This is a genomic window from Kyrpidia spormannii (assembly GCF_002804065.1).
GTDB lineage: Bacteria > Bacillota > Bacilli > Kyrpidiales > Kyrpidiaceae > Kyrpidia > Kyrpidia spormannii.
Genome location: NZ_CP024955.1, coordinates 1018549 through 1043300 on the forward strand (window position 1 = coordinate 1018549; position 24752 = coordinate 1043300).

General features: G+C 60.6%; 30 protein-coding genes. 28 read left to right on the forward strand and 2 right to left on the reverse strand.

Annotated elements, in window-relative coordinates; translation table 11 throughout:
• The first annotated feature begins 223 nt into the window (after positions 1–223).
• Positions 224–502 carry a YqhV family protein gene (locus CVV65_RS05030; protein WP_100667214.1) on the forward strand — a complete coding sequence of 93 codons (279 nt, stop codon included), beginning with the start codon at positions 224–226 and terminating at the stop codon, positions 500–502.
• 115 nt (positions 503–617) lie between these two features.
• Positions 618–1055, forward strand: a complete 438-nt coding sequence (locus CVV65_RS05035; RefSeq protein ID WP_100667215.1) for a CD1247 N-terminal domain-containing protein — start codon at positions 618–620, stop codon at positions 1053–1055.
• Between the two features lie 41 nt (positions 1056–1096).
• On the opposite strand, the gene CVV65_RS17265 is transcribed toward CVV65_RS05035, so the two are convergent.
• A complete protein-coding gene (locus tag CVV65_RS17265; RefSeq protein ID WP_269148834.1) occupies positions 1097–1225 on the reverse strand; it encodes a hypothetical protein in 129 nt (42 codons plus the stop codon).
• A gap of 158 nt (positions 1226–1383) precedes the next feature.
• On the opposite strand from CVV65_RS17265, the gene spoIIIAA reads away from it, so the two are divergent.
• The 26 genes from spoIIIAA (at position 1384) to spoIVB (ending at position 23885) form a co-directional block, all read left to right on the forward strand.
• Positions 1384–2430: a stage III sporulation protein AA gene (gene spoIIIAA, locus CVV65_RS05040; RefSeq protein WP_100667216.1), complete on the forward strand. Its 1047-nt coding sequence runs from the start codon at positions 1384–1386 to the stop codon at positions 2428–2430.
• Between the two features lie 24 nt (positions 2431–2454).
• Complete coding sequence (spoIIIAB, locus tag CVV65_RS05045) at positions 2455–2979, forward strand: stage III sporulation protein SpoIIIAB (RefSeq protein ID WP_100667217.1); 525 nt, start codon at positions 2455–2457, stop codon at positions 2977–2979.
• Between the two features lie 16 nt (positions 2980–2995).
• A complete protein-coding gene (spoIIIAC, locus tag CVV65_RS05050) occupies positions 2996–3199 on the forward strand; it encodes a stage III sporulation protein AC (protein WP_041303678.1) in 204 nt (67 codons plus the stop codon).
• A gap of 13 nt (positions 3200–3212) precedes the next feature.
• A complete protein-coding gene (gene spoIIIAD, locus CVV65_RS05055) occupies positions 3213–3599 on the forward strand; it encodes a stage III sporulation protein AD (protein ID WP_100667218.1) in 387 nt (128 codons plus the stop codon).
• A gap of 19 nt (positions 3600–3618) precedes the next feature.
• Positions 3619–5019 (forward strand): stage III sporulation protein AE, encoded by a 1401-nt coding sequence (gene spoIIIAE, locus CVV65_RS05060; protein ID WP_100667219.1) that lies wholly within the window; start codon positions 3619–3621, stop codon positions 5017–5019.
• 4 nt (positions 5020–5023) lie between these two features.
• A complete protein-coding gene (locus CVV65_RS05065; RefSeq protein WP_100667220.1) occupies positions 5024–5701 on the forward strand; it encodes a stage III sporulation protein AF in 678 nt (225 codons plus the stop codon).
• The gene (spoIIIAG, locus tag CVV65_RS05070; protein WP_100667221.1) at positions 5698–6249 is read left to right on the forward strand and encodes a stage III sporulation protein AG; all 552 of its coding nucleotides are present in this window, start codon (positions 5698–5700) and stop codon (positions 6247–6249) included. The genes CVV65_RS05065 and spoIIIAG overlap by 4 nt, the downstream gene beginning before the upstream one ends.
• A gap of 57 nt (positions 6250–6306) precedes the next feature.
• Positions 6307–7005: a SpoIIIAH-like family protein gene (locus CVV65_RS05075; protein ID WP_100667222.1), complete on the forward strand. Its 699-nt coding sequence runs from the start codon at positions 6307–6309 to the stop codon at positions 7003–7005.
• A gap of 188 nt (positions 7006–7193) precedes the next feature.
• The gene (accB, locus tag CVV65_RS05080) at positions 7194–7736 is read left to right on the forward strand and encodes an acetyl-CoA carboxylase biotin carboxyl carrier protein (RefSeq protein ID WP_100667223.1); all 543 of its coding nucleotides are present in this window, start codon (positions 7194–7196) and stop codon (positions 7734–7736) included.
• Positions 7737–7749: 13 nt separating this feature from the next.
• On the forward strand, positions 7750–9090 hold the full coding sequence (gene accC / locus CVV65_RS05085; protein ID WP_100667224.1) for an acetyl-CoA carboxylase biotin carboxylase subunit: 1341 nt from the start codon (positions 7750–7752) through the stop codon (positions 9088–9090).
• 151 nt (positions 9091–9241) lie between these two features.
• Positions 9242–9637: an Asp23/Gls24 family envelope stress response protein gene (locus CVV65_RS05090; RefSeq protein WP_041304880.1), complete on the forward strand. Its 396-nt coding sequence runs from the start codon at positions 9242–9244 to the stop codon at positions 9635–9637.
• Positions 9638–9674: 37 nt separating this feature from the next.
• Positions 9675–10214 (forward strand): alkaline shock response membrane anchor protein AmaP, encoded by a 540-nt coding sequence (gene amaP, locus CVV65_RS05095; RefSeq protein ID WP_100667225.1) that lies wholly within the window; start codon positions 9675–9677, stop codon positions 10212–10214.
• A gap of 1 nt (position 10215) precedes the next feature.
• Positions 10216–10452: a DUF2273 domain-containing protein gene (locus CVV65_RS05100; RefSeq protein WP_100667226.1), complete on the forward strand. Its 237-nt coding sequence runs from the start codon at positions 10216–10218 to the stop codon at positions 10450–10452.
• Between the two features lie 13 nt (positions 10453–10465).
• Entirely contained in the window at positions 10466–10912 is a 447-nt protein-coding gene (gene nusB / locus CVV65_RS05105) for a transcription antitermination factor NusB (protein WP_100667227.1), read from the forward strand.
• 7 nt (positions 10913–10919) lie between these two features.
• Complete coding sequence (locus tag CVV65_RS05110) at positions 10920–11906, forward strand: tRNA (adenosine(37)-N6)-threonylcarbamoyltransferase complex transferase subunit TsaD (RefSeq protein WP_100667228.1); 987 nt, start codon at positions 10920–10922, stop codon at positions 11904–11906.
• A 39-nt stretch (positions 11907–11945) separates the two neighbouring features.
• Positions 11946–12959, forward strand: coding sequence for an NAD(P)/FAD-dependent oxidoreductase (locus CVV65_RS05115; RefSeq protein WP_100667229.1), 1014 nt, complete (start codon positions 11946–11948; stop codon positions 12957–12959).
• Between the two features lie 84 nt (positions 12960–13043).
• On the forward strand, positions 13044–13901 hold the full coding sequence (gene folD, locus CVV65_RS05120; RefSeq protein ID WP_100667230.1) for a bifunctional methylenetetrahydrofolate dehydrogenase/methenyltetrahydrofolate cyclohydrolase FolD: 858 nt from the start codon (positions 13044–13046) through the stop codon (positions 13899–13901).
• Positions 13898–15337, forward strand: a complete 1440-nt coding sequence (gene xseA, locus CVV65_RS05125; RefSeq protein WP_100667231.1) for an exodeoxyribonuclease VII large subunit — start codon at positions 13898–13900, stop codon at positions 15335–15337. Before folD ends, xseA begins: the two co-directional genes overlap by 4 nt.
• A complete protein-coding gene (gene xseB, locus CVV65_RS05130) occupies positions 15255–15557 on the forward strand; it encodes an exodeoxyribonuclease VII small subunit (protein WP_232059632.1) in 303 nt (100 codons plus the stop codon). The genes xseA and xseB overlap by 83 nt, the downstream gene beginning before the upstream one ends.
• Positions 15550–16452 (forward strand): polyprenyl synthetase family protein, encoded by a 903-nt coding sequence (locus CVV65_RS05135; RefSeq protein WP_232070056.1) that lies wholly within the window; start codon positions 15550–15552, stop codon positions 16450–16452. Before xseB ends, CVV65_RS05135 begins: the two co-directional genes overlap by 8 nt.
• Positions 16453–16601: 149 nt before the next feature.
• Positions 16602–18548 carry a 1-deoxy-D-xylulose-5-phosphate synthase gene (dxs, locus tag CVV65_RS05140; RefSeq protein WP_100667234.1) on the forward strand — a complete coding sequence of 649 codons (1947 nt, stop codon included), beginning with the start codon at positions 16602–16604 and terminating at the stop codon, positions 18546–18548.
• Between the two features lie 12 nt (positions 18549–18560).
• Complete coding sequence (locus CVV65_RS05145; protein ID WP_100667235.1) at positions 18561–19409, forward strand: TlyA family RNA methyltransferase; 849 nt, start codon at positions 18561–18563, stop codon at positions 19407–19409.
• On the forward strand, positions 19409–20269 hold the full coding sequence (locus tag CVV65_RS05150) for an NAD(+)/NADH kinase (protein WP_100667236.1): 861 nt from the start codon (positions 19409–19411) through the stop codon (positions 20267–20269). The genes CVV65_RS05145 and CVV65_RS05150 overlap by 1 nt, the downstream gene beginning before the upstream one ends.
• The gene (gene ahrC, locus CVV65_RS05155) at positions 20269–20715 is read left to right on the forward strand and encodes a transcriptional regulator AhrC/ArgR (RefSeq protein ID WP_100667237.1); all 447 of its coding nucleotides are present in this window, start codon (positions 20269–20271) and stop codon (positions 20713–20715) included. Before CVV65_RS05150 ends, ahrC begins: the two co-directional genes overlap by 1 nt.
• Positions 20716–20751: 36 nt before the next feature.
• Positions 20752–22461 (forward strand): DNA repair protein RecN, encoded by a 1710-nt coding sequence (gene recN, locus CVV65_RS05160; protein WP_133121226.1) that lies wholly within the window; start codon positions 20752–20754, stop codon positions 22459–22461.
• Positions 22462–22601: 140 nt separating this feature from the next.
• Positions 22602–23885 (forward strand): SpoIVB peptidase, encoded by a 1284-nt coding sequence (gene spoIVB / locus CVV65_RS05165; RefSeq protein ID WP_100667239.1) that lies wholly within the window; start codon positions 22602–22604, stop codon positions 23883–23885.
• Positions 23886–23937: 52 nt separating this feature from the next.
• Here the strand turns inward: spoIVB and spo0A are convergent, their stop codons facing one another.
• Positions 23938–24732 carry a sporulation transcription factor Spo0A gene (gene spo0A / locus CVV65_RS05170; protein WP_100667240.1) on the reverse strand — a complete coding sequence of 265 codons (795 nt, stop codon included), beginning with the start codon at positions 24730–24732 and terminating at the stop codon, positions 23938–23940.
• Positions 24733–24752 lie beyond the last annotated feature (20 nt).

Consider the following 24752-nt stretch of genomic DNA (forward strand, 5'->3'; position numbering starts at 1 on the left):
GCCCGCTGGGCGGGATCTGAGAGGATGTTCCCGGAGAGAGGAGGTTTTCTCACCAGGCGCTCGGCTCGGTGCCGGCTGGGCCTGACGAGGCACGGGTAATGCCGGGGGAATGAGTGATCGGCGGTGGCGTCGCTCGATGTGACCCAGTCCGGGATTTGTTCTCCCCGGGGTCCTGTCTGCATATATTCCCCGGTGAGGACATGCGGACAGGAGGGCCCAAGTGATGTGGGACGGACTGAGGGAGCACGCAGTGACCGCGATGGGAACCCTTCGGCTGATCTCGGGCAGCATCGAGGTGTGTGCCGGCCTCTTGATGTTATATTTTCAGTCCTTGGAGAAAGCGATGGCTATCAACGCCACCCTTGCGCTCGTCGGTCCTACCGTGCTGATTCTCGTCACGGCCACAGGCCTCGCCGCGATGGCGGAGGAGCTGTCCTGGGGGCGGATGGTCCTCATCTTCACCGGCGTGGGCCTCATTCTGTGGGGGATTTTTTCCGATTGAGGGAGTTGCGGCATGCCGTCGGCCCGCCGGGTACATACTAGGGGCGGTTCCTCCGGCCGGGCGGGGAGAGCCCGCAACCCGCCGGTTCGGCAGGCTGACGAAAGGGGGATGCCGCGTGGAAAGCCAAGTGCGGGAAAAGATCGCCTATCTCAAGGGGCTCGCGTCAGGTCTTGAGGTCGATCCCGAGTCGAGGGAAGGTCGTTTGCTGCACGGTTTGGTCGACGTTTTGGACAGTCTGTCCGCTTCTGTGGAACACTGGGCGGACAGTCAGCGGGAACTGGAAGAATATGTAAGTCTCATCGACGACGATCTCGGGGATGTCGAGGAGTTCCTCGATCTAGATGCGGATGATGAGATTGAGGAGACTTCCTATATTCGTTTGGAGTGCCCGGAATGCGGCGATACCCTTTACCTGGATGAAGGGATCGTCAACGACGAAGGGGTAGCGGAGGTCGAGTGCCCCAATTGTCATCACACGATGGTCCTGGGAGATTCTCAAGTATCCAGGCAGGATGGTCGGTCGGCGGTGTCATCCAAGCCCCCTCAGGCCTGACCGACCCAGCATTAACGAAATCTACACATGTACTTCAAGCCCTAGGGTGCCCACCTGGGGCTTGGTTTTTTTTGTCTCATATGGACGAAGGTCAGCACCATGACCATAAACAACAGGTAAATGACAAGGAACACCACGACCCACTTGATAAACACAGCTAACCAGTCCATCGATGTTCCTCCCCGCATGGAATGTACCGATGTATTCTATGCCTCCGAGGACGAGGGGGTACGGGCGAATTCCGGCGGAATCCGTCCAGGGATTGGTCTATGAGCAACCCCTGTCCCATATGATGTACTAACCTCTGTCCCGAAAGGGTGAATGTAGGGTGTCCCAGGTCGAGAATCAACGGCGGGCGAAGGAGGGCGAGGGGAACGCGGTCCCCGGGGTGGTGCTTCGGTTGATGCCCGGGAGGGTTCGGGATGCGCTCCGGCAAGGCTTTTCCCGAGGACTCAGTGGAATTGAAGAAATCCGCATCCGTCGGGAACGGCCGGTACAAGTCTGTACGAAGGGACACGAGGGTTTTCTGACCGAAGATGGGCGTTTGGCCCGTTCGGCGGATCTAGGAATGGTCATCTCCACCGAGGAGCTGATGCAGATCGTTCAGGGGTTGTCCCAATCCTCCCTTTATGCGCTGGAGGAAGAACTGCGCCGGGGGTACATTACTCTGCCGGGCGGCCACAGGGTGGGGCTCGCCGGTCGGGCGGTGGTGGCGGGAGGGCGGATTCAAACCCAGGTGGATATCACGGGATTGAATTTTCGCATCGCCAAACCGGTTGTCGGTGTTTCCCGAGTCCTGGCCCCCTGGTTGATCGATGGGATGAGCATGCCCGCCAGCACCCTCATTCTGTCACCACCACAGTGTGGCAAAACCACTTTGCTTCGGGATCTCGCCTACCATCTGAGCATCGGGGCCTGGCATCCCCGGGTTCCGCCCCTCAAGGTGGCGGTGGTGGACGAACGATCGGAGTTGGCCGGGACCTTTCAGGGGCGGCATTACCATGATCTCGGCCCGCGTACTGATGTCCTGGATGGGTGTCCCAAGGCCGAAGGCATGATGATGATGGTGCGCTCCATGTCCCCCGAGGTGTTGATCACCGATGAAGTGGGCGGGGCGGCGGACATTGCCGCACTGATGGAGGCGGTGGGTTCCGGAGTGGTGGTTTTGGCTTCTGCCCACGCCGCCAGCCTGGCTGACGCCGAGTCCCGGCCTGCATTGCGCCCCCTGTTGGAGGGGCGGCTCTTCCGCCGGTACGTGGTGCTCAGCCGGCGCCAGGGGCCCATGACGGTGGAGGGGGTGTTTGATGAAGCCGGTCGGCGATTGAAACGGGACCAGGCTAAAGCCGGAACTGGCCGGCCTGGGCCGGTGGCGTGAAGCGGGAGCATGGGGTGACGAAGGATGAGCTTGTTGCAATGGGTCGGCAGCGCCTTTGTGCTCACCGCGTCGGCGGGTCTTGGGTTTTACAAGGCCGAAAGGCTCAGGAAGCGGGTGGAGGCTCTACGGTCGGTTCAAGCGGGACTTCAATTGCTGGATACGGAAATCGCTTTCTCCGCCACGCCCTTGCCCCGTGCCCTAGCGAGAATCGCCCGGGTGTGCGCGCCCCCCGCAGCGGTGATCTTTGCCGACGCGGCCGAGGGTTTGGAAAGCCGGCCGGAGGTCGGTGCCGGGGTTCACTGGGAGGCGGCGGTGGGAAAACGGTGCGCCGAACTGGCACTGGCGCCGGCGGACGAAGAGATCTTGGTGCAGTTCGGTCGGACGCTGGGTGTATCCGACCGGGAGGATCAGCGGAAACACATCCGCATGGCTTTGGAGCGGCTGTCGGTGCAGGAGCGGGAGGCGGCGGGGGAAGCGGCTCAGCGGGTGCGAATGTGGCGGTCTTTGGGAATACTGGCCGGCCTTGCCGTGGTGGTTTTGCTGATGTGAGAAGGGGGCCGTGGTCGTGGGACTGGATTTGAGCGCCATTTTCCAAATCGCCGGCGTCGGCGTGTTGGTGGCGGTTATTCATACGGTACTGCGCCAGTCCGGCAAGGAAGAGTTTGCCCACTGGGCCACGTTGACGGGGTTCGTAGTGATCCTGTTTATGGTGATCCACTACATCGGCCAATTGTTCAACGAGATTATGGACGTGTTCCGTCTGCATTGACCGGGGGACGGGTATGGAGATTCTTCAAATCGTCGGATTCGGGTTGACGGCGGCGGTGCTCATTGCGCTGATCCGGTCCCAAGCGCCCCAAATCGCTCTGCTATTGTCGTTGTTCGCCGGAGCCGCGCTGTTTATGCTCATCGTCCAGAAGGTGGGCACGGTGATCGGCGCGATGGAGCACCTGGCCGGTGCAGCGAACATCGACTGGATGTTCGTGCAGACGATTTTTAAAATCGTCGGCATCGCTTACATCGCCGAGTTTGGCGCCCAAATCGTGCGGGACGCCGGGGAGTCGGCATTGGCGGGGAAAATCGAGCTGGCCGGCAAGGTGATGATCATGGTGCTCGCCGTGCCGATCCTCACTTCTGTTGTCGAGACGGTCATGCGGGTCTTGCAGTGAAGGGGATGGGGGTGGAGGTGTGAAGATTCCATCGCCGGCCCAAAGCCCCTGGCGGGTGGTGGCCGCTGTGGTTCTGGTGGGGGCGACGCTGTGGATTCTTTGGGCCTGGCTTGGAACAAGGGCCTGGGCGGCGGGGCCGCTGCCGGATCCCGGATGGGGAGAAGTCCCGGTCGGGACGCGGGCCGGCGATCTTTCGGGGTACGGCCCAGGGTTTGGCCCCGTCCCTTCTCAAGGGCAGGCGCCGCCCTCTCCATCCCCGCCGTCCGGATCACCGCCCGCATTGGCGCCGCCGTCCGAGGCTCCCGGTGCCTCGACACCGGGGCCTGCAGCTCCCGCCGGCACTGGCCCGGGTGCGATGGACGTCCCCGGGGTGGACACCCGCAGCGTAGAGCAATTCTGGCGGGACATCGTGGAGAAATACGGGGGCTATCTCCCTCCGGACAGTATTCCCTCCGTGGTGGGTTTTGTGGAGAATGGGTCCGGATCCTGGGCGGTGCTAAAAGGACTGGCCCGGTTTGTCCTCGACGAGTGGGGAAAGAGTTTGGGTTTGCTCGGCATGTTGATCTTGATCGCGATTTTCGCCGCGGTCCTGGAGACCTTGCAAGGGTCTTTCTCCCATCCCGAGGTCAGCCGGATTGCCTTCGCCGGGGTGTACCTGGCCCTCCTTGTTCTCGCCGTGCAATCGTTTTTTGGAGCCGTGGGGGCCGCCCGGGGAGCCGTTCAAATGATGATCGATTGTATGCTCGCCGTGTTGCCTCTGTTGACGGCCCTTTTGGCCGCGGTGGGGGCTTTCAGCACCGCGGCGATGCTTCACCCATTGACCATTGGCATCACCCACGTGGTGAGCTATGTGACCACAACGGTGGTCATCCCGCTGATCTTTTTCAGCGCAGTGCTGGACATCACCAGTTTGCTGTCCGAGCGGTACCGGGCAACCCAATTGGCGGGGGTCCTGAGGACCGCGGCCATCACGGTGCTGGGCTTGTGTCTCACAGTCTTTCTCGGCGTGATCGCCATCTCCGGGGGAACCCGGGCGGTGGCGGACGGCGTGGCGATTCGAGTGGCGAAATTCGCCACCGCCAGTTTCGTCCCGGTTGTCGGCAAAATGTTCTCCGATGCTACAGAGACGGTGGTCGGTGCGTCCCTTCTTCTCAAAAATGTCGTCGGCGTGGCAGGAGCAGTGGTGATGCTCATGATTTGCGCCTTTCCGGCTCTGAAAATCCTGACGGTGGCCATGGTGTACAACATCACCGGTGCCTTGGTCCAACCCCTCGGCACATCGATGCTGGCCCAGAGTCTCGGAGCGATCGGGAAAACGCTCATGATCCTCTTTGCGGCGGTGGCCACGGTGGGGATGATGTTTTTCCTGGCTATCACTGCTGTGATCACCGTGGGGAATCTGTCGGTCATGGCGAGGTGACGGGGTGGACGCGCTGGTTGCGTGGCTCAGACAAGTGGTGTTGGTACTCTTGGCCGCGGCCTTCCTGGATTGGATGCTGCCGACGAACACGATGCAGCGCTACGTCAAGGTGGTCATGGGGCTGGTGGTGGTGGGTACGCTGTTGACCCCGCTGATGCAAGTCTTTCACATGACCGAAGCCTGGAAGGCGGCGGTGGCTTCCCTTGGGGAACCCGCAAATGCAGGTTCGTCCGCTTGGGGGTTGACGGATCGGGTCATGGCCTGGGAAGCTCAACAAGCCCAAGGTGCCTGGACGGAGGAAATCCGTCGCCGGGTCGCGGAGCGGGCGGTCCAAGCGTCCGGACACGCGGTCGCCTCCGTTCAAGTGGAGGCGGGGCCGGCGGCTCCCGGCCCGGTGCCCAAACCTCCGGTTCTGCACCGGATCGTGGTAGTTCTTGGGCCGCCTTTGCCGTCGGCTCCCTCTGGCGGCCCATCGGGATCCGGTTCCGGGGCGACGGGGTCGGGGTCGCTGGTTACCCCCGTCCGGCCTGTCGAGATCGGGCCCGATCAGAGGCCTGCCCCTTCGGCGGATGCGGCCCTGCGGCGCTCGGTGGCCCAGGCCGTTGCCGCAGATCTCGGCATCGATCCTTCCCTGGTCGATGTACAGAACGATACCTCGGGAATGGGAGGGGGGGCGGGGTGAACTGGAATTTTGCAACTGGATCAAAATGGTTGTGGATCTTGGGGATTCTCGGGGTGGTTCTCATCGCCCTTGGGGCGTTGAACCGCGGCTCGTCCGGGGCGCCGGTCAATCCCCCGTCGGTCCCTGCGACCGACCAAGCCGGTCGGGGTTCGGCGGAAATGAAGGCTTATGAGCAAGCGTACGAACAACAGTTGACCAGCCTTCTAGGCCGACTCCCTGGGGTGCAGGACGTCCGGGTGATGGTGAATGTGGACTCGACCGAGGAGGTGGTCTACGCACGCAACGATCAGAACCAGAACCAGACGATTAATGAAACGGACAAACAGGGCGGGACCCGGGTGACCACGAGCCAGTCGTCGAACGACCAGGTGGTGTTGGCTGGGCAGAACCAGCCCCTGATCGTCAAACGGCTCAGGCCCCAAGTCCGGGGGGTGCTGGTGGTTGCCAAGGGGGCTCAGGACGCCCGAGTGCAGGCGGAGATCGTGCAGGCTGTGGCGGCCGTCCTCGGTGTGCCGCCGCATCGTGTTGCCGTGGTGCCCGGCCAATGAATCCAGGAAGGCGGGCCGGCCGCGGTTTCCGAACCGAAGGAGACGGGGGGAGACAGATTGGTCAAGAGGCAATCGGTGTGGCTTTCGACGATGATGGTGCTGGCGTTGATGGTCATCGGTTATTACACGGTGAACAGTGAGAATAAACCTCTGCCGACCACGGGGGAACAGACCCAGGGCGCGAGTGGGGCAGGAACGACGAATTCGGACACGCTGCCGCCGCTTCCTCCTTCAGCCACCGGCGACCAAGGGGGAACCGGTTCTACTCATGGAGCCGGGGGTACCGCCAGCAGTGCGGGCACCTCTGGAACCGGGGCGTCGGGGCAGAATTCGGCCACCCCGTCCCAGGCCGGTTCTGGGGGCGGCACAGGGGCGCAAAACAGCTCGGGGAGCGATTATTTTGCGGAAATGGCATTGAAGGAAACCCAACGGGAGTCCGGGGTGATGGAGCAACTTCAGCAAGTCATCGCGAACCCGAAATCGTCCAGTGAGGAGGTGGCCAAGGCCAACCAACAACTGCAGGAGATTACCACCATGCAGGGAAAAGCGGAACAAACGGTGGAAATGCTCAAAGGGGCCGGGTTCCCGCAAGCGGTGATCCTGCCTTCCGGGAGCGGGGATGTGAATTATGACCACGTCACCGTCTACGTACAAGCGTCCTCGCTGTCACCCCAACAGGCCGTGAACGTGATGGGCATCGTCCATCAACAGATGGGGATCCCGGCGTCGAACATCACGGTATACTGGCACGAATGAGGCGAAAACGTCCAGTGGGCCCTGGGGGCCATGGGCATTTCAAGGACTGTTGGCGTTATTGACCAACAGTCCATTTTGTTTGAAAACGGGTCGAACCGTAGGATCGAATTGCGTGTCTGTGGCCGCTCTTCATAGCGCTGTGGTATACTTGTCCAAGTGAACGAATGCACACAGGGAGTGACCACGGCATGTTCAGGGTAACAGAGATTCGGGAATTGATTCGCTTGATGGACGAAACCAGCGTAGTGGAATTGGAGGTGGAATCGGAGGGGGCCCGCTTGTCCATTCGAAAAGCCCAGGCGGCGGCTCCCCTTCCGGCGGTAGCGCCGGCCGCCCCCGCTGCCCCAGCAGTTTTGCCCCAGGCTGCGCCGGTGGAGAAGACCACCGCAATCCAAGAGCAGACCGCTCCGGCAACCCCGGAACCCCGGACCCCGGAGCCCAAGTCTGAGGGGACCGGTAACGGCGGGGGGAAATCGGAGGTCGATGCCTCGCTTTATACCATTACTTCGCCCATGGTCGGCACTTTTTACCGCGCCCCTGCGCCAGACGCGGATCCTTATGTTCAGGTCGGCAGTCGGGTCGACGAGAAGACGATCGTGTGCATTGTTGAGGCCATGAAACTGATGAACGAGATCGAGGCGGACTGCCGCGGAGAGATCGTAGAAATCCTGGCGGAAAACGGCCAGTTGGTCGAGTTCGGACAGCCCCTGTTCCGAGTTCGCTTGGATTGACGGGGGGATGGCTGTGTTTAAGAAGATTTTGATCGCAAACCGGGGAGAAATCGCGGTCCGGATTATTCGCGCCTGCCGGGAACTAGGTATTCAAACGGTGGCCGTTTACTCCGAAGCAGACCGGGAAGCTCTTCACGTTCAGATGGCCGATGAGGCGTATTGCATCGGCCCCACACCGAGCAAGCAGAGTTACCTTAATATTGCCAGCATCATGAGCCTGGCGACGAAAACCGGCGTGGACGCCATTCATCCGGGATACGGATTCCTGGCGGAGAACAGCGATTTTGCCGAAGTGTGTAACGCCTGCAATATTACCTTTATCGGTCCTCCTCCTTCGGCCATCGAGCAGATGGGAGATAAATCGGTGGCTAAGGAGACGATGAAGCGGGCGGGGGTTCCCACGGTTCCGGGAACTGACGGTTTGATCGAGAGCACCGAGGAAGCTCTTCGGGTGGCTCAGCAGATCGGTTATCCCGTGATAATCAAAGCCACCGCGGGGGGCGGTGGAAAGGGAATGCGGACCGCCGGGACCCCGGAGGAGCTCGCCAAGGGGATTGAGATGGCCCGGACCGAGGCGGAAACGGCTTTCGGGAACCCTGGTGTATATCTGGAAAAACTCGTTCAGGAACCGCGCCACGTCGAGATCCAGATCATGGCGGATCGGCACGGGAACGCCGTGTACCTCGGAGAGCGGGACTGCTCGATCCAGCGACGTCATCAAAAACTGATCGAAGAAGCACCTTGCCCCGTATTGACCCCGGAATTGCGCAAGGAGATGGGGGAGGCGGCTGTTCGGGCGGCCCTGGCTGTCGGGTACGTCGGGGCCGGGACGGTGGAATTCCTGCTCGATAAAGACGGGAAATTCTATTTTATGGAGATGAACACCCGGATTCAGGTGGAACATCCGGTAACGGAGTGGGTAACAGGGTACGATCTGGTGCGGGAGCAGATTCTCGTCGCCGCCGGGGAACCATTGTCCATGGCGCAAGAGGACGTCTCACTCCGGGGATGGGCGATCGAGTGCCGGATTAATGCGGAGGATCCCAATAAGAATTTTATGCCATCTCCAGGACTGATTCAGGAGTACCTCCCCCCGGGGGGTATCGGAGTGCGGGTCGACAGTGCCGCCTATTCCGGTTATCGAGTAACGCCCTTTTACGATTCGATGATTGCGAAGCTGATTGTCTGGGCACCGACCCGCCTACAGGCCATCGCCCGAATGAAGCGGGCTTTGGCGGAGTTTCGCATTGAGGGCATTAAAACGACCATCCCGTTTCATTTGAAGGTATTGGATCATCCGGATTTCATTGAAGGCAATGTGACCACCCAGTTTTTAGAGACCCATGAACTGTGAAAGAAAACTTGGGCGGCTCCGGAGTTGCGCCGCCCCTGTGGGTTGTGCGTCGAGGTACAAGAAGTTTGAGGGGTTCATTGTTCCCGACGGGGCGCTTTGTTATACTGCAAGTACAGGAAAGTGATGACAGGATCGAGACGGGGTGACGGAGATGGTCGAACCGGATGACTCCATAACGGAATTGGGTAGTATTCGAATTGCCAATGAGGTCATTGAGGTGATTGCTGGCCTCGCTGCCGTAGAGGTGCCCGGGGTGGCCGGGATGAGCGGCGGTGTCGTGGGCGGTATTGCCGAGCTGTTGGGGCGCAAAAACCTGTCTAAGGGCGTCAAGGTCGAGGTCGGCCAGAAACAGTGTGCTGTGGACGTGTCCATCGTGGCGGAATATGGGGCGCGGATTCCCGATGTGGCCGGGGCGATCCAAGAGAATGTGAAACGCGCCATTGAGACGATGACGGGGTTGGAAGTGGTGGAAGTGAACGTCCATGTGCTGGGGGTGGCGTTCCGGCAGGAAGAGAAGGCAGAAGAGACTTCCCCTCGAGTGATGTAACAACGGTCGGCCGCCGGAGACGTCGGGAGGTGGGCTCGTGCACATTGTCGATCGCATTTTGCTTGGAGTCTACGCTTTGGTCGTGGGGGTTGTCGCGCTCTTTGCGGCACTGTGGGCGGCGGGATGGGACGTCGTGGCGCGGTGGGCGGCTCGGATCGACCCCGCGGCCGTTTTGGCGGTGTGCATTTTGCTCGTGGTCGTGAGCTTGCGGTTCCTCTTCTTACGAGGGGCTCCGGCAGACCCGGCGGCCGTGGTGCTTCACCGGACCGAGGGGGATGTGTCCATCGCCCTCGAAGCGGTGGAACAGATGGCCACTCGGGTGGCGAGGCAGATTCGCGGAGTGGACGAGCTGACGGCCAGGGTTCACCCGAGCGGGGAGCGGGTGGCCATTCGGCTGAAAGTGGTGGTCAAGCCCGATGTAGCGGTGCCGCCCTTGATTGAACAACTCCAGTTGTCGGTTCGGGAATATGTGGAGCAGACGTCCGGACTGGGCGTTTCGGACGTGCGGGTGTATGTGTCCGGGGTTGCGGGGGAAGTGCTGTGGAAGGGCAACCGAGACCGGCGGCGGGTGTTGTAAGATGAATCAAATGGCGCAACTGTTGAAGTGGTTGTGGGAAAACCATCCGGGTCGACTTCTCGGCACTGTTCTGGGGCTTGTGGCCGGGGTGGTATTTTTGTTCGTGGGGTTCTGGCGGGCACTGATCTTTGCGTTCTTCGTTTGGTTAGGCTATGTATGGGGAGGGGCCTGGGAGCGCCGGGAAGACTGGAGAGACGTGATAGAACGGCTGTTGCCGTCGAGATACCGGGATTCGTGAGGGGGGAGGCGGGGTGAGTCGACGAGCCGCCAGGGAAAAGGTGTTGCAGGCATTGGTCGCCGTGGATCTCGGCGGCACCGACGCTGAAGAAGCGCTGGAACAGGTATGGCGGCTGCGGGGTGACGGGGAGGCCGAAGGGGATCCGAGCCCGGAAGATGAGGAGTTTGCCCGAAGACTGTTATTCGGTACCCTCGAGGAAGGACGCCGTGTCGATGGCGTTCTTCGGACGTACAGCACGGGATGGGACCTGGATCGAATGGCTTCAGTGGACCGGAATGTGCTTCGCCTCGCTGTTTATGAATTGCTCCATGTCCCGGCAACCCCAGTGAGTGTAGTGATGAATGAAGCGGTGGAACTGGCGAAACGGTACAGCACGGAAGAGTCCGGCCGTTTTGTCAACGGCGTTTTGGCCCGGATTGTTGTCCATCTTGAGGAACTCAGGACTCGGGTGGGGGAGTGAACCTCCTTTGGACGAGCGCTATGTTCTGGGGATCGACACAAGCAATTACACCACTTCCGTCTGTGTTTTAGACGGGTTGGGCGCCGTTCGATTCGACGGCCGCCTTCCGTTGGACGTCAAGCCAGGGGAACGAGGGCTCCGGCAATCGGAAGCCCTTTTTCAACATGTCCGCCACCTTCCTGCACTTGCGGAGGAGATGGCAAGAAAAGGGGTCGATCTCAAGAAAACGGCGGCCGTGGCCGCCAGTGTTCGGCCTCGTCCTACCCCAGATTCCTATATGCCCGTGTTTTTGGCTGGGGAGGGACTCGGCCGGAGTTTGGCGGCTGGGTTGCAGGTTCCGTTTTATGCTGTCAGCCACCAAGAGGGCCACTTGGCGGCCGCCGAGGCCGATGTGGGGGATGTACCCGCAGCGTCGTTTTTAGCCGCACATGTGTCCGGGGGCACCACGGATATTCTGAGGGTCGAGCGAAAACCCGGGGGTTACCGCATCGACACCCTGGGCCGGAGTATGGATCTTCACGCTGGACAACTGATCGACCGGGTGGGCGTGGCCCTGGGCCTGCCATTTCCCGCTGGACCTGCTTTGGAGCGACTGGCGCAGTCGCTGGCGGGGGGCGATACCGGCGGGGTCGCACTGCCGGTTTTCGTTCGGGGATGCTCCATCAGTTTCTCCGGGCCCCAGACCCGGGCGCTGCGTTGGATTGAGGATGGGGCCTCTCCGGCCCAAGTGGCGATGGCGGTGCAGCGGTGTGTGGCCCGGGCGCTGGAAAAGGCGCTCCTTCATGCCCTGGCCGAGCATGAGGAGCGGCATATTCTGATGGTGGGCGGAGTGGCGTCGAACGCGTGGATTCGCCATCGCCTCACCCACCGGCTCTCTCACCCCGCCGTCGGGGCGGTGCTCCACTGGGCCGGGCCGGAGTATTCCCGGGACAACGCCCGGGGGGTGGCCCGGCTGGGATTGGCCGCTTTTCGGGAAGAGGTGAATTCGGTATAATGAGGTCGGCATTTTTCGGCTGCGCGAGGAGGAAAGCCAATGACAGAAAAAGAAGAACTGACCCAGGAGCAGGAGGAATTATTTGACGTTACGATCATAGGGGGAGGGCCTACCGGACTGTTTGCGGCATTTTATGCGGGCGTTAGGGACTTAAAGGTGAAGATTATCGACAGCTTGCCCCAGTTGGGCGGTCAGCTCGCGGAGTTGTATCCGGAAAAATATATTTATGATGTTGGAGGATTTCCCAAAGTCCGCGCCAAGGAATTGGTGGAGCGGCTGGTGGAGCAGGCGTTTCAATACCATCCCGAAGTCTGTTTAAATGAGCAGGTTCAGGATCTGCGGAAACGAGAGGACGGGGTGTTCGAGCTCCACACGGGGCAGCGGGTGCATCTCAGTCGGTCAGTGGTGATCACCGCCGGGATCGGCTCTTTCACCCCTCGCCCGCTGCCCGCGGAAGGGGCTTCGGCCTTTGAAGGGCGGGGAATCTACTATTATATTGACAATCTTGAAAGGTTCCGCGGTCTGTCGGTGTTGGTGATCGGCGGCGGGGATTCGGCGGTGGATTTTGCCTTGATGCTTCAGCCGGTGGCTTCCCGGGTGATCTTGATCCATCGCCGGGATCAGTTCCGTGCCCACGAGGACAGTGTGAAAAAACTGTTTACTTCCGGCGTAGAAGTGAAAACATTTTACGAGCTGAAGAAGCTGCACGGGGACGAAAAGTTGACCGGAGCCACAATTGTCCACAATAAGACCGGCGAGACGGAAAACGTGGAAGTTCAGGCGGTCGTATCAGGACTTGGCTTTTCGGCTTCCCTCGGGCCGATCCTCAACTGGGGACTGGAGATGGAAGACAACGCCATTGTCGTGAACACCAAGATGGAGACGAATATTCCCGGGGTATACGCGGCCGGGGATATTGTCACGTATCCCGGAAAGCTAAAACTGATTGCCACGGGATTCGGGGAAGCGCCTACGGCAATCAATAACGCGAAGACCTATCTGGATCCCCAGGCAAAACTGTTCCCGGGACACAGCAGCAGCCGGAAAGAATAAGCTCCGCCTGAAGGAGCGGGACGCAGGGCATGGGCTACTCGGGACGCGGATGAAAAGATCGGCGGGGCGAAGGAGGCGTGGGACTTGTCGGCGCAGATTCTTGACGGGAAACAATTGGCGGCCGCCCTTCGCGAGGAGATTCGGCGGGATGTTGAGGAGTTGCGGGCCAAGCGGGGGATTGTGCCGGGGCTTGCCGTCCTCCTCGTGGGGGATGACCCGGCTTCCCAGAGTTATGTGCGGGGAAAACAAAAGGCGAGTACAGAAGTGGGAATCCACTCGGTGGTAGAACGCCTTCCCGCCGATCTGTCGGAACAGACGCTCCTCGAGAGGATCGATCACTATAACGAGGATCCGTCGATTCATGGGATTCTCGTGCAACTGCCGCTTCCGCCCCAGATAGCCGAGGATCGCGTGATCACGAGGATTTCGCCCGGTAAAGATGTGGACGGATTTCACCCGTGGAATGTCGGGCGCTTATACAGTGGAGGGGAAGGATTTGTTCCCTGTACTCCGGCGGGGATCCTCGAGATGATCCGCCGAAACCGAATCGAAATCGCCGGTGCCCACGCGGTGGTGGTGGGGCGCAGTGGAATCGTCGGGAAACCCGTGGCCCAACTACTCCTGCGGGAGAATGCAACAGTCACCATCTGCCACTCAAAAACGAAAGATCTGGGGTTTTACACGAAGCAAGCGGACATTCTGGTGGCGGCCGTCGGGCGGCCGGGGTTGATCACGGCGGATATGATCAAGCCAGGTGCTGTGGTGATCGACGTGGGGATCAACCGAGTGGACGGCCGCTTGGTGGGCGATGTCGATTTTGAGGCGGTTAAGGAGCGGGCGGGATGGATTACACCGGTACCCGGGGGCGTGGGCCCGATGACCATTACGATGCTCCTTTACAACACGCTTTGGAGTGCAAAACGGATGGGGAATGTTCAATGACCGAAGCCGGCGCGCAAGCCCTCACTGTTTCGGAATTGACCGCTTATGTCCGCGACTTACTGGACCGGGACGAAGTGCTTCAGGACGTTTGGGTGATGGGTGAGATTTCGAATTTCACCCACCATTCGAGTGGGCACATGTATTTTTCTCTCAAGGACGCGGGAAGCCGGATTCGGGCGGTGATGTTTGCCAGCCGAAACCGCAAGCTGATTTTTCGGCCCGAGGAGGGCATGAAAGTCGTGGCCCGGGGGCGGGTGGCTGTCTTTGACCGGGACGGGACGTACCAATTGTATGTGGAAGAAATGCAGCCCGAAGGGGTCGGCTCTCTGTACCTGGCGTTTTTGCAAACCCGGGATCGACTGCAAAAGGAAGGGTTGTTCGATCGAGAGCGCAAAAGGCCCCTGCCGGCCTTCCCCCGGGTGGTGGGGGTGATCACCTCCACCGAGGGGGCTGCGATCCGGGACATCGCGACAACGTTGCGCAGGCGGTATCCTCTGGCCCGGGTGGCGATTTTCCCGGCGTTGGTGCAGGGCCCCGGGGCGCCCGCTTCCTTGGCGGCGGCCCTGGCGGCGGCCTGTGCCTACGGGGAGTTGGACGTGATTATCATCGGCCGGGGCGGGGGCTCGCCGGAGGAGTTGTGGGCCTTTAATGACGAGGCTTTGGCCCGGGCCATCGCCGCAGCCCCCGTTCCTGTAGTGTCGGCGGTCGGGCACGAGACCGATTTCACCATAGCCGATTATGTGGCGGATGTCCGGGCACCGACCCCCACGGCGGCGGCAGAACTCGTCGCTCCCCACGTGCTTGAGTTGCGCCGGCGGGTGGAGGAAGCTCGAAGGGCCATGGTGGATGCCCTGGTGCGGCGGGTGCAGGGCGATCGTCAACGGTTGGAACACCTGTTGGGGCGACCCGGCCTGCGCCGGCCGGAGCAGTGGATTCAATGGCGTCGACAAACCGTGGACGGTTTACACACCCGACTCGGTCAGGCGGCGTGGAAATCGGTCTACCGAAGGAAGGAAACTTTGATCCGCTTGACGGATATCCTCGGCCGGCACAGTCCCAAGGAGCAGATTCAGCGGGCCCAAAACCGGTTGGAAGCGCAAAAACAGAAGCTTCAGTTTGCCGCGTGGACCGGATGGCAGAGGGCGGTCCATCGGTTCGAGCGGCAAGTGGACAAGCTGGAGGCCTTGAGCCCCTTGGCGGTCATGCGCCGGGGCTGGAGTTTGGTATACCGACCGGATCGTAGGGAGTTAGTCCGGGACATCTCCCAGCTTGCCCCCGGAGACAACGTCCATGTGCGGCTGACAGGGGGGTGGGCGGACTGTCAAGTCTGGGGTATCGAGGAGGAGTCGGAGGATGGCGGAGGAGCGACAACCGCTAAAGGAGGAATTGCCCCAAAGCGGGGGCAAGGCGGGACCCGAGGAACCGGCCAGTTTTGAGGAAGCGATGGAGCGGCTGGAACAGGTGGTGCGGGAGTTGGAGAGCGGAGAACTGTCCTTGGAACGGTCGATCGTACGGTTTCAGGAAGGCATGATGTTGGCCAAGTGGTGCCGGGACCAGTTGGATCAGGCGGAGCAGCGAATCGAAGTGGTCTTACAACAGGAGGGCGGGGGATGGGAAAGTCGTCCCTTTGAACCCCGGCCTGGGGAGGATGAGTGATCGCCCAGTGGAACAAGAGCTTCGGGAATTCTGGGAGGCGGGCGCCCGGGCGGTAAACGATGCCCTGGATGCCCTGATCCCACCTGGGAAAGGGGTCGGGCGGCTGCACGAGGCGATGCGCTACAGTCTCTTTGCCGGCGGGAAGCGGCTTCGGCCTCTACTCGCGATGGCTGCTTGCGAAGGGGCGGGAGGCAGCCTGCGGGAGGCTCTGCCGGCGGCTTGTGCCCTGGAACTGGTGCATACGTATTCATTGATTCACGATGACCTTCCGGCCATGGACGACGACGATTATCGCCGGGGCAGGCCGACGAACCACCGGGTGTTTGGCGAAGCCATGGCGGTACTCGCGGGGGACGCGTTGCTGACCCTCGCTTTTGGCGTTCTCGCCAAAGCTCCGCTCCCCCCGACAACCCGGATCCGGCTGGTGGAAGAGTTGGCGGAGGCTTCGGGAAAGGAGGGCATGGTCGGGGGTCAGGTTCTGGATATCGAAGCTACGGGCGCCGAAGGCCCGCCGGACCCCGAACTTTTGCGGGACCTGCATCGCAAAAAAACGGGGGCACTCATCATCGCCTCCCTTCGCATGGGAGGATTGTGTGCCGGAGCTGACGAGTCGCTTCTGGATCGGTTGTCGGCCTACGGGCAGGCTGTGGGGCTCGCGTATCAGATCGTGGACGACCTCCTGGATGTGGGCGGGGATGCCGGACGGATCGGCAAGGCCGTGGGGCGGGATGCGGCGCTTAACAAACTGACCTGGCCAGGGGTGTACGGAGTGGACCGGTCCCGGGAGGACGTGCGGCGATTGACCAAGGAAGCGATCGCCCATCTCCATGGGTTTCCAGGGGATACCCGCCACCTCGCCGATTTGGCAAGGTATTTGGCCGACCGGGACTGGTGAGAGAAGGGCCAAGTGGATTCGCGGCCCTGACGGCGAGCGGGCGGGTGGGACGGCACATTGGGGAACGGTTCATTGAGACGACCGGTTCGGCGTGCTATAATGCTGTCAGTTTTATGGGGTTTTGATCCTCGGGAAAGAAGGCGGTCTCTGTGTTGTTGGACCGTGTCAACGGCCCGGCCGATCTCAAGGCGATGTCTCTGGCGGAACTCCGGCAGTTGGCGGCGGAGATACGCCGGTTTCTGATTGAACAACTCTCGGTGACCGGGGGGCACTTCGGCCCGAATCTCGGCGTGGTGGAGCTGACCCTCGCGTTGCACCGGGTTTTTGACAGCCCCCGGGACAAGATCATCTGGGACGTCGGGCACCAAGCGTACGTGCACAAGATTATCACCGGACGAAAAGAACGTTTTCCCACCCTGCGCCAATTCGGTGGTTTGGCGGGCTTCCCGAAGCGCTCGGAAAGCCCCCACGACGCCTTTGGCACGGGTCACGCCTCGACGTCCATTTCCGCGGCCCTCGGGATGGCGGTGGCCAGGGATCTCAAGGGCGAGTCCCATCATGTGGTGGCTGTGATCGGCGACGGGGCCATGACCGGCGGCATGGCTTTGGAGGCGCTGAACCATGCCGGCCACCTCCGGAAGCGCCTCATCGTCGTACTCAACGACAACGAGATGTCCATCGCGGAAAACGTTGGGGCGATGGCGAACTATTTGGCCAAACTGCGCACGGACCGGACTTATGCCAAGATGAAAAATGAAGTGGAGCATCTGCTGAAGCGCATCCCTTCCATCGGCGGCAAGGTGGCCCGGACGTTGGAGCGGGCGAAGGACAGTGTGAAATATTTTTGGGTGCCCGGGATGCTGTTTGAAGAGCTGGGCTTCACGTACTTTGGTCCGGTGGATGGCCACGATCTCGCAGCTCTCACCACCATGTTGGATCGGGTCAAAGAATGCCCGGACCCCGTATTGCTGCACGTGGTTACTCAAAAGGGCAAGGGGTATGGTCGGGCTGAGCGGGCGCCGGACAAACTCCACAGCGTCACTCCGTTTAACCCCGAAACGGGCAAGGCGGAAAAAAGCTCTTCTTCTTTAGCACCCAGTTATACGGATGTCTTCGGCAATGCCATTGTTGAATTGGCGGAACAAGATCCCCGCATCGTGGCCATTACCGCGGCCATGCCAGGGGGGACGGGTTTAACGAAGTTTGCCCAGCGTTTCCCGGACCGCTTTTTTGATGTCGGCATTGCGGAGCAGCATGCGGCGACGTTGTCCGCGGGATTGGCTGCCTCGGGGATGCGGCCTGTATTTGCGGTGTATTCCACCTTTTTGCAGCGGGCCTACGACCAGGTGATTCACGATATTTGCATTCAAAATCTCCCGGTGGTCTTTGCGGTGGATCGGGCGGGATTGGTCGGAGCGGACGGCGAGACCCACCAGGGTGCATTCGACGTGGCCTACCTCCGGACGGTGCCGAACATGACGATCATGATGCCCAAAGATGAGAATGAGCTGCGCCAGATGCTGTATACGGCCCTCCAACTTCCAGGACCGGTGGCGGTGCGGTATCCCCGGGGTGCAGCCCGGGGTGTCCCTCTGGATAAAGAGTGGCACACCATTCCTATCGGTTCCTGGGAAGTGATTCGCCAAGGGCTTTCCCCGGTGGCGGTGGTGGCGATGGGACCGATGGTGGCATTGGCCGAAGAGGCAGCGGATCGCCTTGCCGAGGAAGGCGTCGATCCCATGATCATCAACGCGCGATTTGTGAAACCGTTAGACGGGGATTTCCTCCTTCGCCTGGCCGGGGAGGGGTGGGCACTGGTGACGGTGGAGGAGACGGCCCTCGCCGGGGGGCTGGGCTCTGCGGTGCTGGAATGGCTGGCCGGCCACGGTCTCCACGGGGTCCCGGTGCGGTGTTTGGGGCTTCCCGACCAGTTTATCCCTCACGGCGGACGGGGGGAGTTGCTCCGGGCCGTGGGTTTGACGGCAGAGCGAGTTGCGGATGCGGTGAAAGATGTTCTTCGGGCTGGCAGGGTGCCCCGGGCGGCGGTTCATACCCTGGAAGGTTCGGACTTGCGCCTGGGCCAGGGCCGCCGTTAAAGGAGGAGTGCGATGTCGGATCGGGAAAGGGCGGATGTACTGCTCGTTCAACGGGGGCTGTTCCCCAGTCGCGAAAAGGCCCGGGCGGCGATTATGGCCGGACGGGTTTTTTCCCGAGGACGGCGGATCGACAAGGCAGGGACCCCCGTGGGTCGGGATGAGCCGCTGGAGGTGCGGGGGGAAGACCATCCTTTCGTGAGCCGGGGCGGATTGAAGTTGGAGAAAGCGTTCCAGGAGTTTCCCGTTTCTGTGGAGGGCCGGGTCGTACTGGATATCGGGGCCTCTACCGGGGGGTTTACCGACTGCTTGCTCCGCCACGGGGCCAGGATGGTGTATGCCGTCGACGTGGGATACGGCCAACTCGACTGGCGGCTGCGCAACGATGACCGCGTGATTCCAGTAGAACGCACGAACGCCCGGTATTTGAAGCGAGCGGACCTCCCGGGGCCCGATCCCGACCAGGCGGTCATGGACGTTTCGTTCATTTCCGTTCGGTTGGTCTTTCCGGTTTTATGGAGGCTTCTCCCTGACGGGGCTGATGTGATCACTTTGGTGAAACCTCAGTTTGAAGCGGGAAGAGAATTGGTGGGGCGTGGCGGCATTGTCCGGGACCCGGCGGTGCACCGAAGGGTTTTGCGGGAAGTGATGGAGGCGGCAGGAAACGACGGATTCGAGGTGAAAGGATTGACATTCTCGCCGATCACCGGAGGGGACGGAAACATGGAATTTCTCCTATATCTGCGGCGAAAGGCGGAGGACGGTCTGCCCGACGGGAGGTGGCAGGAGGAGATTTCGGTGGTGGTGGAGGAAGCGCATCGGGTCCTGGGTCAGATCCGCCGAAAGGAGGGGGACCGGCGCTGATGCAATCGGTGGGCTTGGTCGTGAATTTGGACAAACCCCGGGCGGCGGAGATCGCCGACACACTTGTTCAGTGCATCCATGCCCGGGGGCGGGATGCCGTCTTGGATCCCAAGGCTGCCGAGGCCGTGCGGCGGCCAGACCTGGGATTGGCTTTGGAGGCATTCCCGGGCCGGGTAGACGTGGTGTTTATTCTCGGCGGCGATGGCACGTTTCTCGGGTATGCCCGGCGGTTTGCACCTTTTGGCCTGCCACTCCTGGGTTTTAACCTCGGCCACCTCGGTTTTCTATCCGAGGCGGAACCAGAGGATCTCGATCAAGCGGTGGACCGGGTGGTGAGGGGCGACTACGAGCTGGAGCACCGAATGATGATCGAGGCGGAAGTGCGGCGGGGCGGGTCGACGGTTCACCACCTCTCGGCCCTGAACGACATCACGGTGGGCAAGGGGGCCCTCGGCCGTATGGCCTCCCTGCGGGTCGAAGTGGATGGCCAATATGTGGATCAGTACGCGGGGGATGGGCTGATCGTTTCTACCCCCACGGGATCCACCGCCTACTCCCTTTCCTGTGGGGGCCCGATTGTGGCTCCTCAGGCCGAGGTGATGCTTTTGACCCCGATTTGTCCTCACACCCTGAGCACCCGTCCGATGATCGTTCCTGCCGATCGAAAGGTGCGAATTGAGGCCCGGGCGAACCACCAGGATCTGGGTCTCTCTGCAGACGGTCAAGTGTCGGTGCGCCTGCGGGTCGGGGATGAGGTCCTTGTGCAAAAATCCGCTCATTGTGCAACCCTGATTAAATGGCGGGAACGGCAATTCTTTGACGTCCTGCGCCAGAAGCTTCGGGGAGTGGAGGCGCAGTGATGAAAAATAAACGTTTGACGCGCATTCGGGAGTTGGTGGCCTCTCGCTCTATCGAAACCCAGGAAGAACTGGTCCAAGCTTTGCGTGAAAGTGGGTTTCAGGTCACCCAGGCCACGGTATCCAGGGATATCAAAGAACTCCAACTGATCAAAGTTCCAACAGCCGATGGTCGGTACGTCTATGCGTTGCCGCCGGAACCGGCGGTGAACAACGAAGCCCGACTCCAGCGGATGCTGCCGGAGAGTTTTGTGGCACTGGACCGGGCCGAGAACCTCATCGTGATGAAAACGCTCCCCGGGAATGCCCATGCTGTGGCCGCCCTGGTGGATGCGGTGGGATGGCCGGAGGTTATGGGAACCATCGCCGGGGACGATACCATTCTGGTCATCTGCCGCTCCGCTCTACAGGCCGCGGCCGTCGAGGAACGATTCCATCAGATGGTGTGACACCGCACTGCGAAAGGGGCGTGGGACGCTGTGCTGATGTCGCTGTCGGTGCGAAATTTTTTGTTGATTGATGAAGCCCACCTGGATTTTGAAACCGGGTTCCACGTGCTGACCGGGGAGACGGGGGCCGGGAAGTCGATCCTCCTCGACGCCCTTGGACTCATTCGCGGGGAGCGGGCCTCGGCGCAACAGGTTCGGGCTGGTGCGAAACAGGCGGTGGTGGAAGCGCTGTTTTCCACCGACGGCCGCCCAGAAGCCCTCCAGTGGCTAGAGGAGATGGGCTTCGAACCAGCGGAGGAAATACTGCTGGTCCGGGAGGTTAGCCGCCAAGGTAAAAGCCTGTGCCGCATCAACGGCCGGACGGTCACGGTTCAAATGCTGCGGGATCTGGCCGCCCGTTTAATCGATGTGTACGGCCAGCATGAGCACCAGAGCCTCTTGCAGCCGGATCGGTACGCGCGAATGTTGGACGGTTATGGTGATGCATCCCATCAAACGCTGCTGGAGGAATACCGGAGGGCTCACGATCGTTTTACCCGGGCTGACGAGGACCTTCGGGCCGCTCAGTTGGGGGAGGAGGAACGATTGCAGCGAATCGACTGGTTATTGTTCCAATTGGGAGAAATCCGGGATCTTTCCCCCGCCCCCGGAGAGGAGGAAGAACTGGAGGCGGAATACAGGCGGTTGAGCCACGCTGGGCGGATCCTCGAAGACGCTTCCCGAGGGTACGAGATGTTGGATGAAGGTGGACAGGGAGTCCGGGCTGCCACCGATTTGGTCGCCGAGATTGTAGAAACGGTTGAAGGGCTGGTCAAATACGACCCGGGGCTGGCGGGCATACTCGAAATGTTACAGAGTGCGGCGGCCAATCTCAGTGAAGCGGCCCATGAACTGAGGCGTTATTTGGAAACTGTCGAGGCAGATCCCCAGAAGCTGGAGTCCGTGCAAGAACGGCTTCATCAGTTGCGTCGGCTCATGCGAAAATACGGCGGTTCGGTGGAGTCAATTTTAGAATCCGCGGCAACAATGGAGAATGAGCTCTCCCGCCTTCGCAATTATGAAGCTGATTTGCAGGAACGATCAAAGGCCAGAACCCGGGCTTGGGAGGAAATGGTCAGCACAGCCCGGCGCCTTTCCCTTAACCGTTTGGCCCTGGCGGAACGAATTCAAGTGAAAGTTCAGGAGCAGCTAAGGGAGCTGGCGATGCCCCGCGCCCAGTTTCAGATCGAAGTGCGCTGGCTGGGGGAAACCGAGAAAGGATTTCGGTCCGACGGCGCGGATCAAGTGGAGTTCCTGTTTTCGGCCAATCCGGGCGAGCCACCGGCGCCGCTTTCAAAAGTGGCTTCGGGGGGCGAATTGTCCCGATTGATGCTCGCGTTAAAAGTGGTCTTGGCGGACGCCGATGACGTTCCAACTCTGATTTTCGATGAAGTGGACGCTGGCATGAGCGGCCAGGCGGCGGTGGTGGTTGGGGAAAAATTGGTCCAGGTTGCTCGGCGCCGCCAGGTAATCTGTGTCACTCATTTGCCCCAAATCGCGGCCATGGCCGATGGCCATCATCGCATCCGCAAGGAACAGACGGAGGAATCCACCCGGACAATCGTAGAGGTTCTGGAAGAGGCGGATCGGATCGAAGAAGTGGCCCGGATGTTGGCGGGTTCCACGGCGACGGAGATCACTCGTCGCCAGGCCCAGGAGATGTTGGAGCGACGGGCGGCGGCGCAGTCCAATTCCCGGTTGGGGTAAAAGCGGGGGGAGAGGCCACATTGCACGCGGGGTGCCAGCTTTTTGGCGGGATAGACCCACAGGCCGGGCGGGCAGGTTATAAGCACGCACAGACGCCTAGTCTACGGTGGAGGTGCATCTAGGAAAGGGAGTGGAACGGCGTGGCACACCAGCGTCGGAAGTGGGTCGGTCTGCTATTGGCAACCCTGATCGTCGTGACGTGCTTCTGTCCTCCGTTCAGCGGGTGGCTTCGTCTTCCTGATTCCATAGAAACCGTTGTGGGTTCGTCGGTGGTGGTGCAAGCCGGGGGACCCAGCCGTCTAGTGCCGGACGCGCGAAGCGCCATCGAGGTCCGCAGCGGAACGGCAGGCACCTGGCAAGTCAATGGAACCCAAACAGGCCCGGCTCGCATGCGTCTTGAGGTTTTCGGGATCCCCGTTCGACAAATGCGGGTCGACGTCCTGCCGGATTGGAAAGTGATCCCCGGCGGCCAATCGATCGGTGTCCGTCTGCGTTCAAAAGGGATCATGATCGTCGGGTATAATTTGATCCACACGGGCAATCGAGAAATTTCGCCTGGGGAACAGGCAAATATCAAAGTCGGGGACCGCATTGTTGAGATCGACGGCCACCCGGTTTCCACGGTTGAAGAGGCGGCTCAGAGGATTCGTCAAGCCGGTGAAGCGAACCGCGATCTCGATGTGACCTTGATCCGCCAGCGACAATCCTTTCATGTCAAGGTGCACCCGGTGTACGATAATGATCAGCGCACCTACCGCATCGGTTTGTACATTCGGGATTCCGCCGCTGGCGTGGGCACCTTGACTTTCTACGACCCCGTGAATCACGTCTATGGCGCTTTGGGTCACGTCATCACCGACGTCGATACGGGACAGCCCATCGAAGTTGGCGAAGGACAGGTGCTCAACTCCTCCATCACGTCCATTGACAAGGGGCAAAATGGACAGCCGGGAGAAAAACGAGGCCAAATGGTGGACGAACATCATGTGCTCGGTGACGTGAAGGAAAATTCATCATTTGGCATCTTTGGGCATATGGTCCATCCCCCGGATCACGGTCTTTACAATCAACCCATCCCCGTGGCCCCGGCAGATCAAGTCCACCCTGGCCCCGCTAAGATCCTGACGGTGATCGAGGGTCAGAAGGTCGAAGCCTTTAATATTGAAGTGGTCAGTGTCATGAAACAACGCTATCCGGCCATTAAGAGCATGGTTCTCAAAGTGACCGATCCAGGGCTACTGGCCAAAACCGGAGGCATTGTTCAAGGTATGTCCGGCAGCCCCATCCTGCAGGACGGCCGGCTGATCGGCGCCGTTACCCACGTGTTTATCAACGATCCCACCCAGGGGTACGGGGTTTTCGCGGAATGGATGATGCGGGAAGCGACCGGCAATGAGGCGCAAGACACTGTCTCTGCGGCCTGACTGAACCATGACCCCCGCAGGTTGTGCGGGGGTTTTTTCCCTGCGGGCGCTGTTAACCGGTGCGGGCATTCAAGCGCAGACGATCTGCGACCATGGCGATGAATTCTGAATTCGTGGGTTTACTTTTCCCCATGTTTACGGTGTACCCGAACACCGAACCAATCGCGTCCACGTTACCCCTCCCCCAAGCGACCTCGATCGCATGTCGGATGGCCCGTTCCACCCGGGAAGGCGTGGTGTTATATTTTTCCGCGATTCGCGGGTAGAGAACTTTCGTTATGGATCCTAGAATCTCCACATCCTGATATACCATGAAAATCGCTTCTCTCAGGTATTGGTATCCTTTAATATGCGCGGGGACACCGATTTCATGGATGATCTGGGTGATGTCTGAATCTACGCTGCGCTTTCCCTGCCCCTGCCAGCCGCTTCCCCCCATGGACTGGGTACCGCTTGAGGCGCCGGGTGCAGAGCCGGTACTGACCTGGCGAATGCGATTCGCAAGAATCTCCATATCAAAAGGTTTCAAAATGTAATAAGCGGCCCCGAGCTCGACGGCTCGTTTTGTGATTCCTTCTTGGCCGAAGGCCGTCAACATGATGAATTTCGGCATGTTTTCTCTTTCGAGGGGAGCCACTTTTTCCAAAACGCCGATTCCGTCTAATACCGGCATGATGATATCGAGAATCACCACATCGGGCTGAAGGGTTTCGATGGAGTCCACCACTTCTCGCCCGTTAAAAGCCAGCCCGATCACCTGCATATCCGGCAGGCTATCGATATAATCCTGAAGAAGCTGCGCGAACTCTTTGTTATCATCGCCGATCAATACTCGAATAGGTGTCACGCTCCACCTGGCCACCGACC

Bases quoted from the DNA above. Each gene is read 5' to 3' on its own strand.
- CVV65_RS05030 (WP_100667214.1), top strand. From the start codon at position 224: ATGTGGGACGGACTGAGGGAGCACGCAGTGACCGCGATGGGAACCCTT.
- CVV65_RS17265 (WP_269148834.1), bottom strand. From the start codon at position 1,225: ATGGACTGGTTAGCTGTGTTTATCAAGTGGGTCGTGGTGTTCCTTGTC.
- spoIIIAB (WP_100667217.1), top strand. From the start codon at position 2,455: ATGAGCTTGTTGCAATGGGTCGGCAGCGCCTTTGTGCTCACCGCGTCG.
- spoIIIAD (WP_100667218.1), top strand. From the start codon at position 3,213: ATGGAGATTCTTCAAATCGTCGGATTCGGGTTGACGGCGGCGGTGCTC.
- accB (WP_100667223.1), top strand. From the start codon at position 7,194: ATGTTCAGGGTAACAGAGATTCGGGAATTGATTCGCTTGATGGACGAA.
- CVV65_RS05090 (WP_041304880.1), top strand. From the start codon at position 9,242: ATGGTCGAACCGGATGACTCCATAACGGAATTGGGTAGTATTCGAATT.
- CVV65_RS05100 (WP_100667226.1), top strand. From the start codon at position 10,216: ATGAATCAAATGGCGCAACTGTTGAAGTGGTTGTGGGAAAACCATCCG.
- CVV65_RS05115 (WP_100667229.1), top strand. From the start codon at position 11,946: ATGACAGAAAAAGAAGAACTGACCCAGGAGCAGGAGGAATTATTTGAC.
- xseA (WP_100667231.1), top strand. From the start codon at position 13,898: ATGACCGAAGCCGGCGCGCAAGCCCTCACTGTTTCGGAATTGACCGCT.
- xseB (WP_232059632.1), top strand. From the start codon at position 15,255: ATGGCGGAGGAGCGACAACCGCTAAAGGAGGAATTGCCCCAAAGCGGG.
- CVV65_RS05135 (WP_232070056.1), top strand. From the start codon at position 15,550: ATGAGTGATCGCCCAGTGGAACAAGAGCTTCGGGAATTCTGGGAGGCG.
- CVV65_RS05145 (WP_100667235.1), top strand. From the start codon at position 18,561: ATGTCGGATCGGGAAAGGGCGGATGTACTGCTCGTTCAACGGGGGCTG.
- CVV65_RS05150 (WP_100667236.1), top strand. From the start codon at position 19,409: ATGCAATCGGTGGGCTTGGTCGTGAATTTGGACAAACCCCGGGCGGCG.
- ahrC (WP_100667237.1), top strand. From the start codon at position 20,269: ATGAAAAATAAACGTTTGACGCGCATTCGGGAGTTGGTGGCCTCTCGC.
- recN (WP_133121226.1), top strand. From the start codon at position 20,752: ATGTCGCTGTCGGTGCGAAATTTTTTGTTGATTGATGAAGCCCACCTG.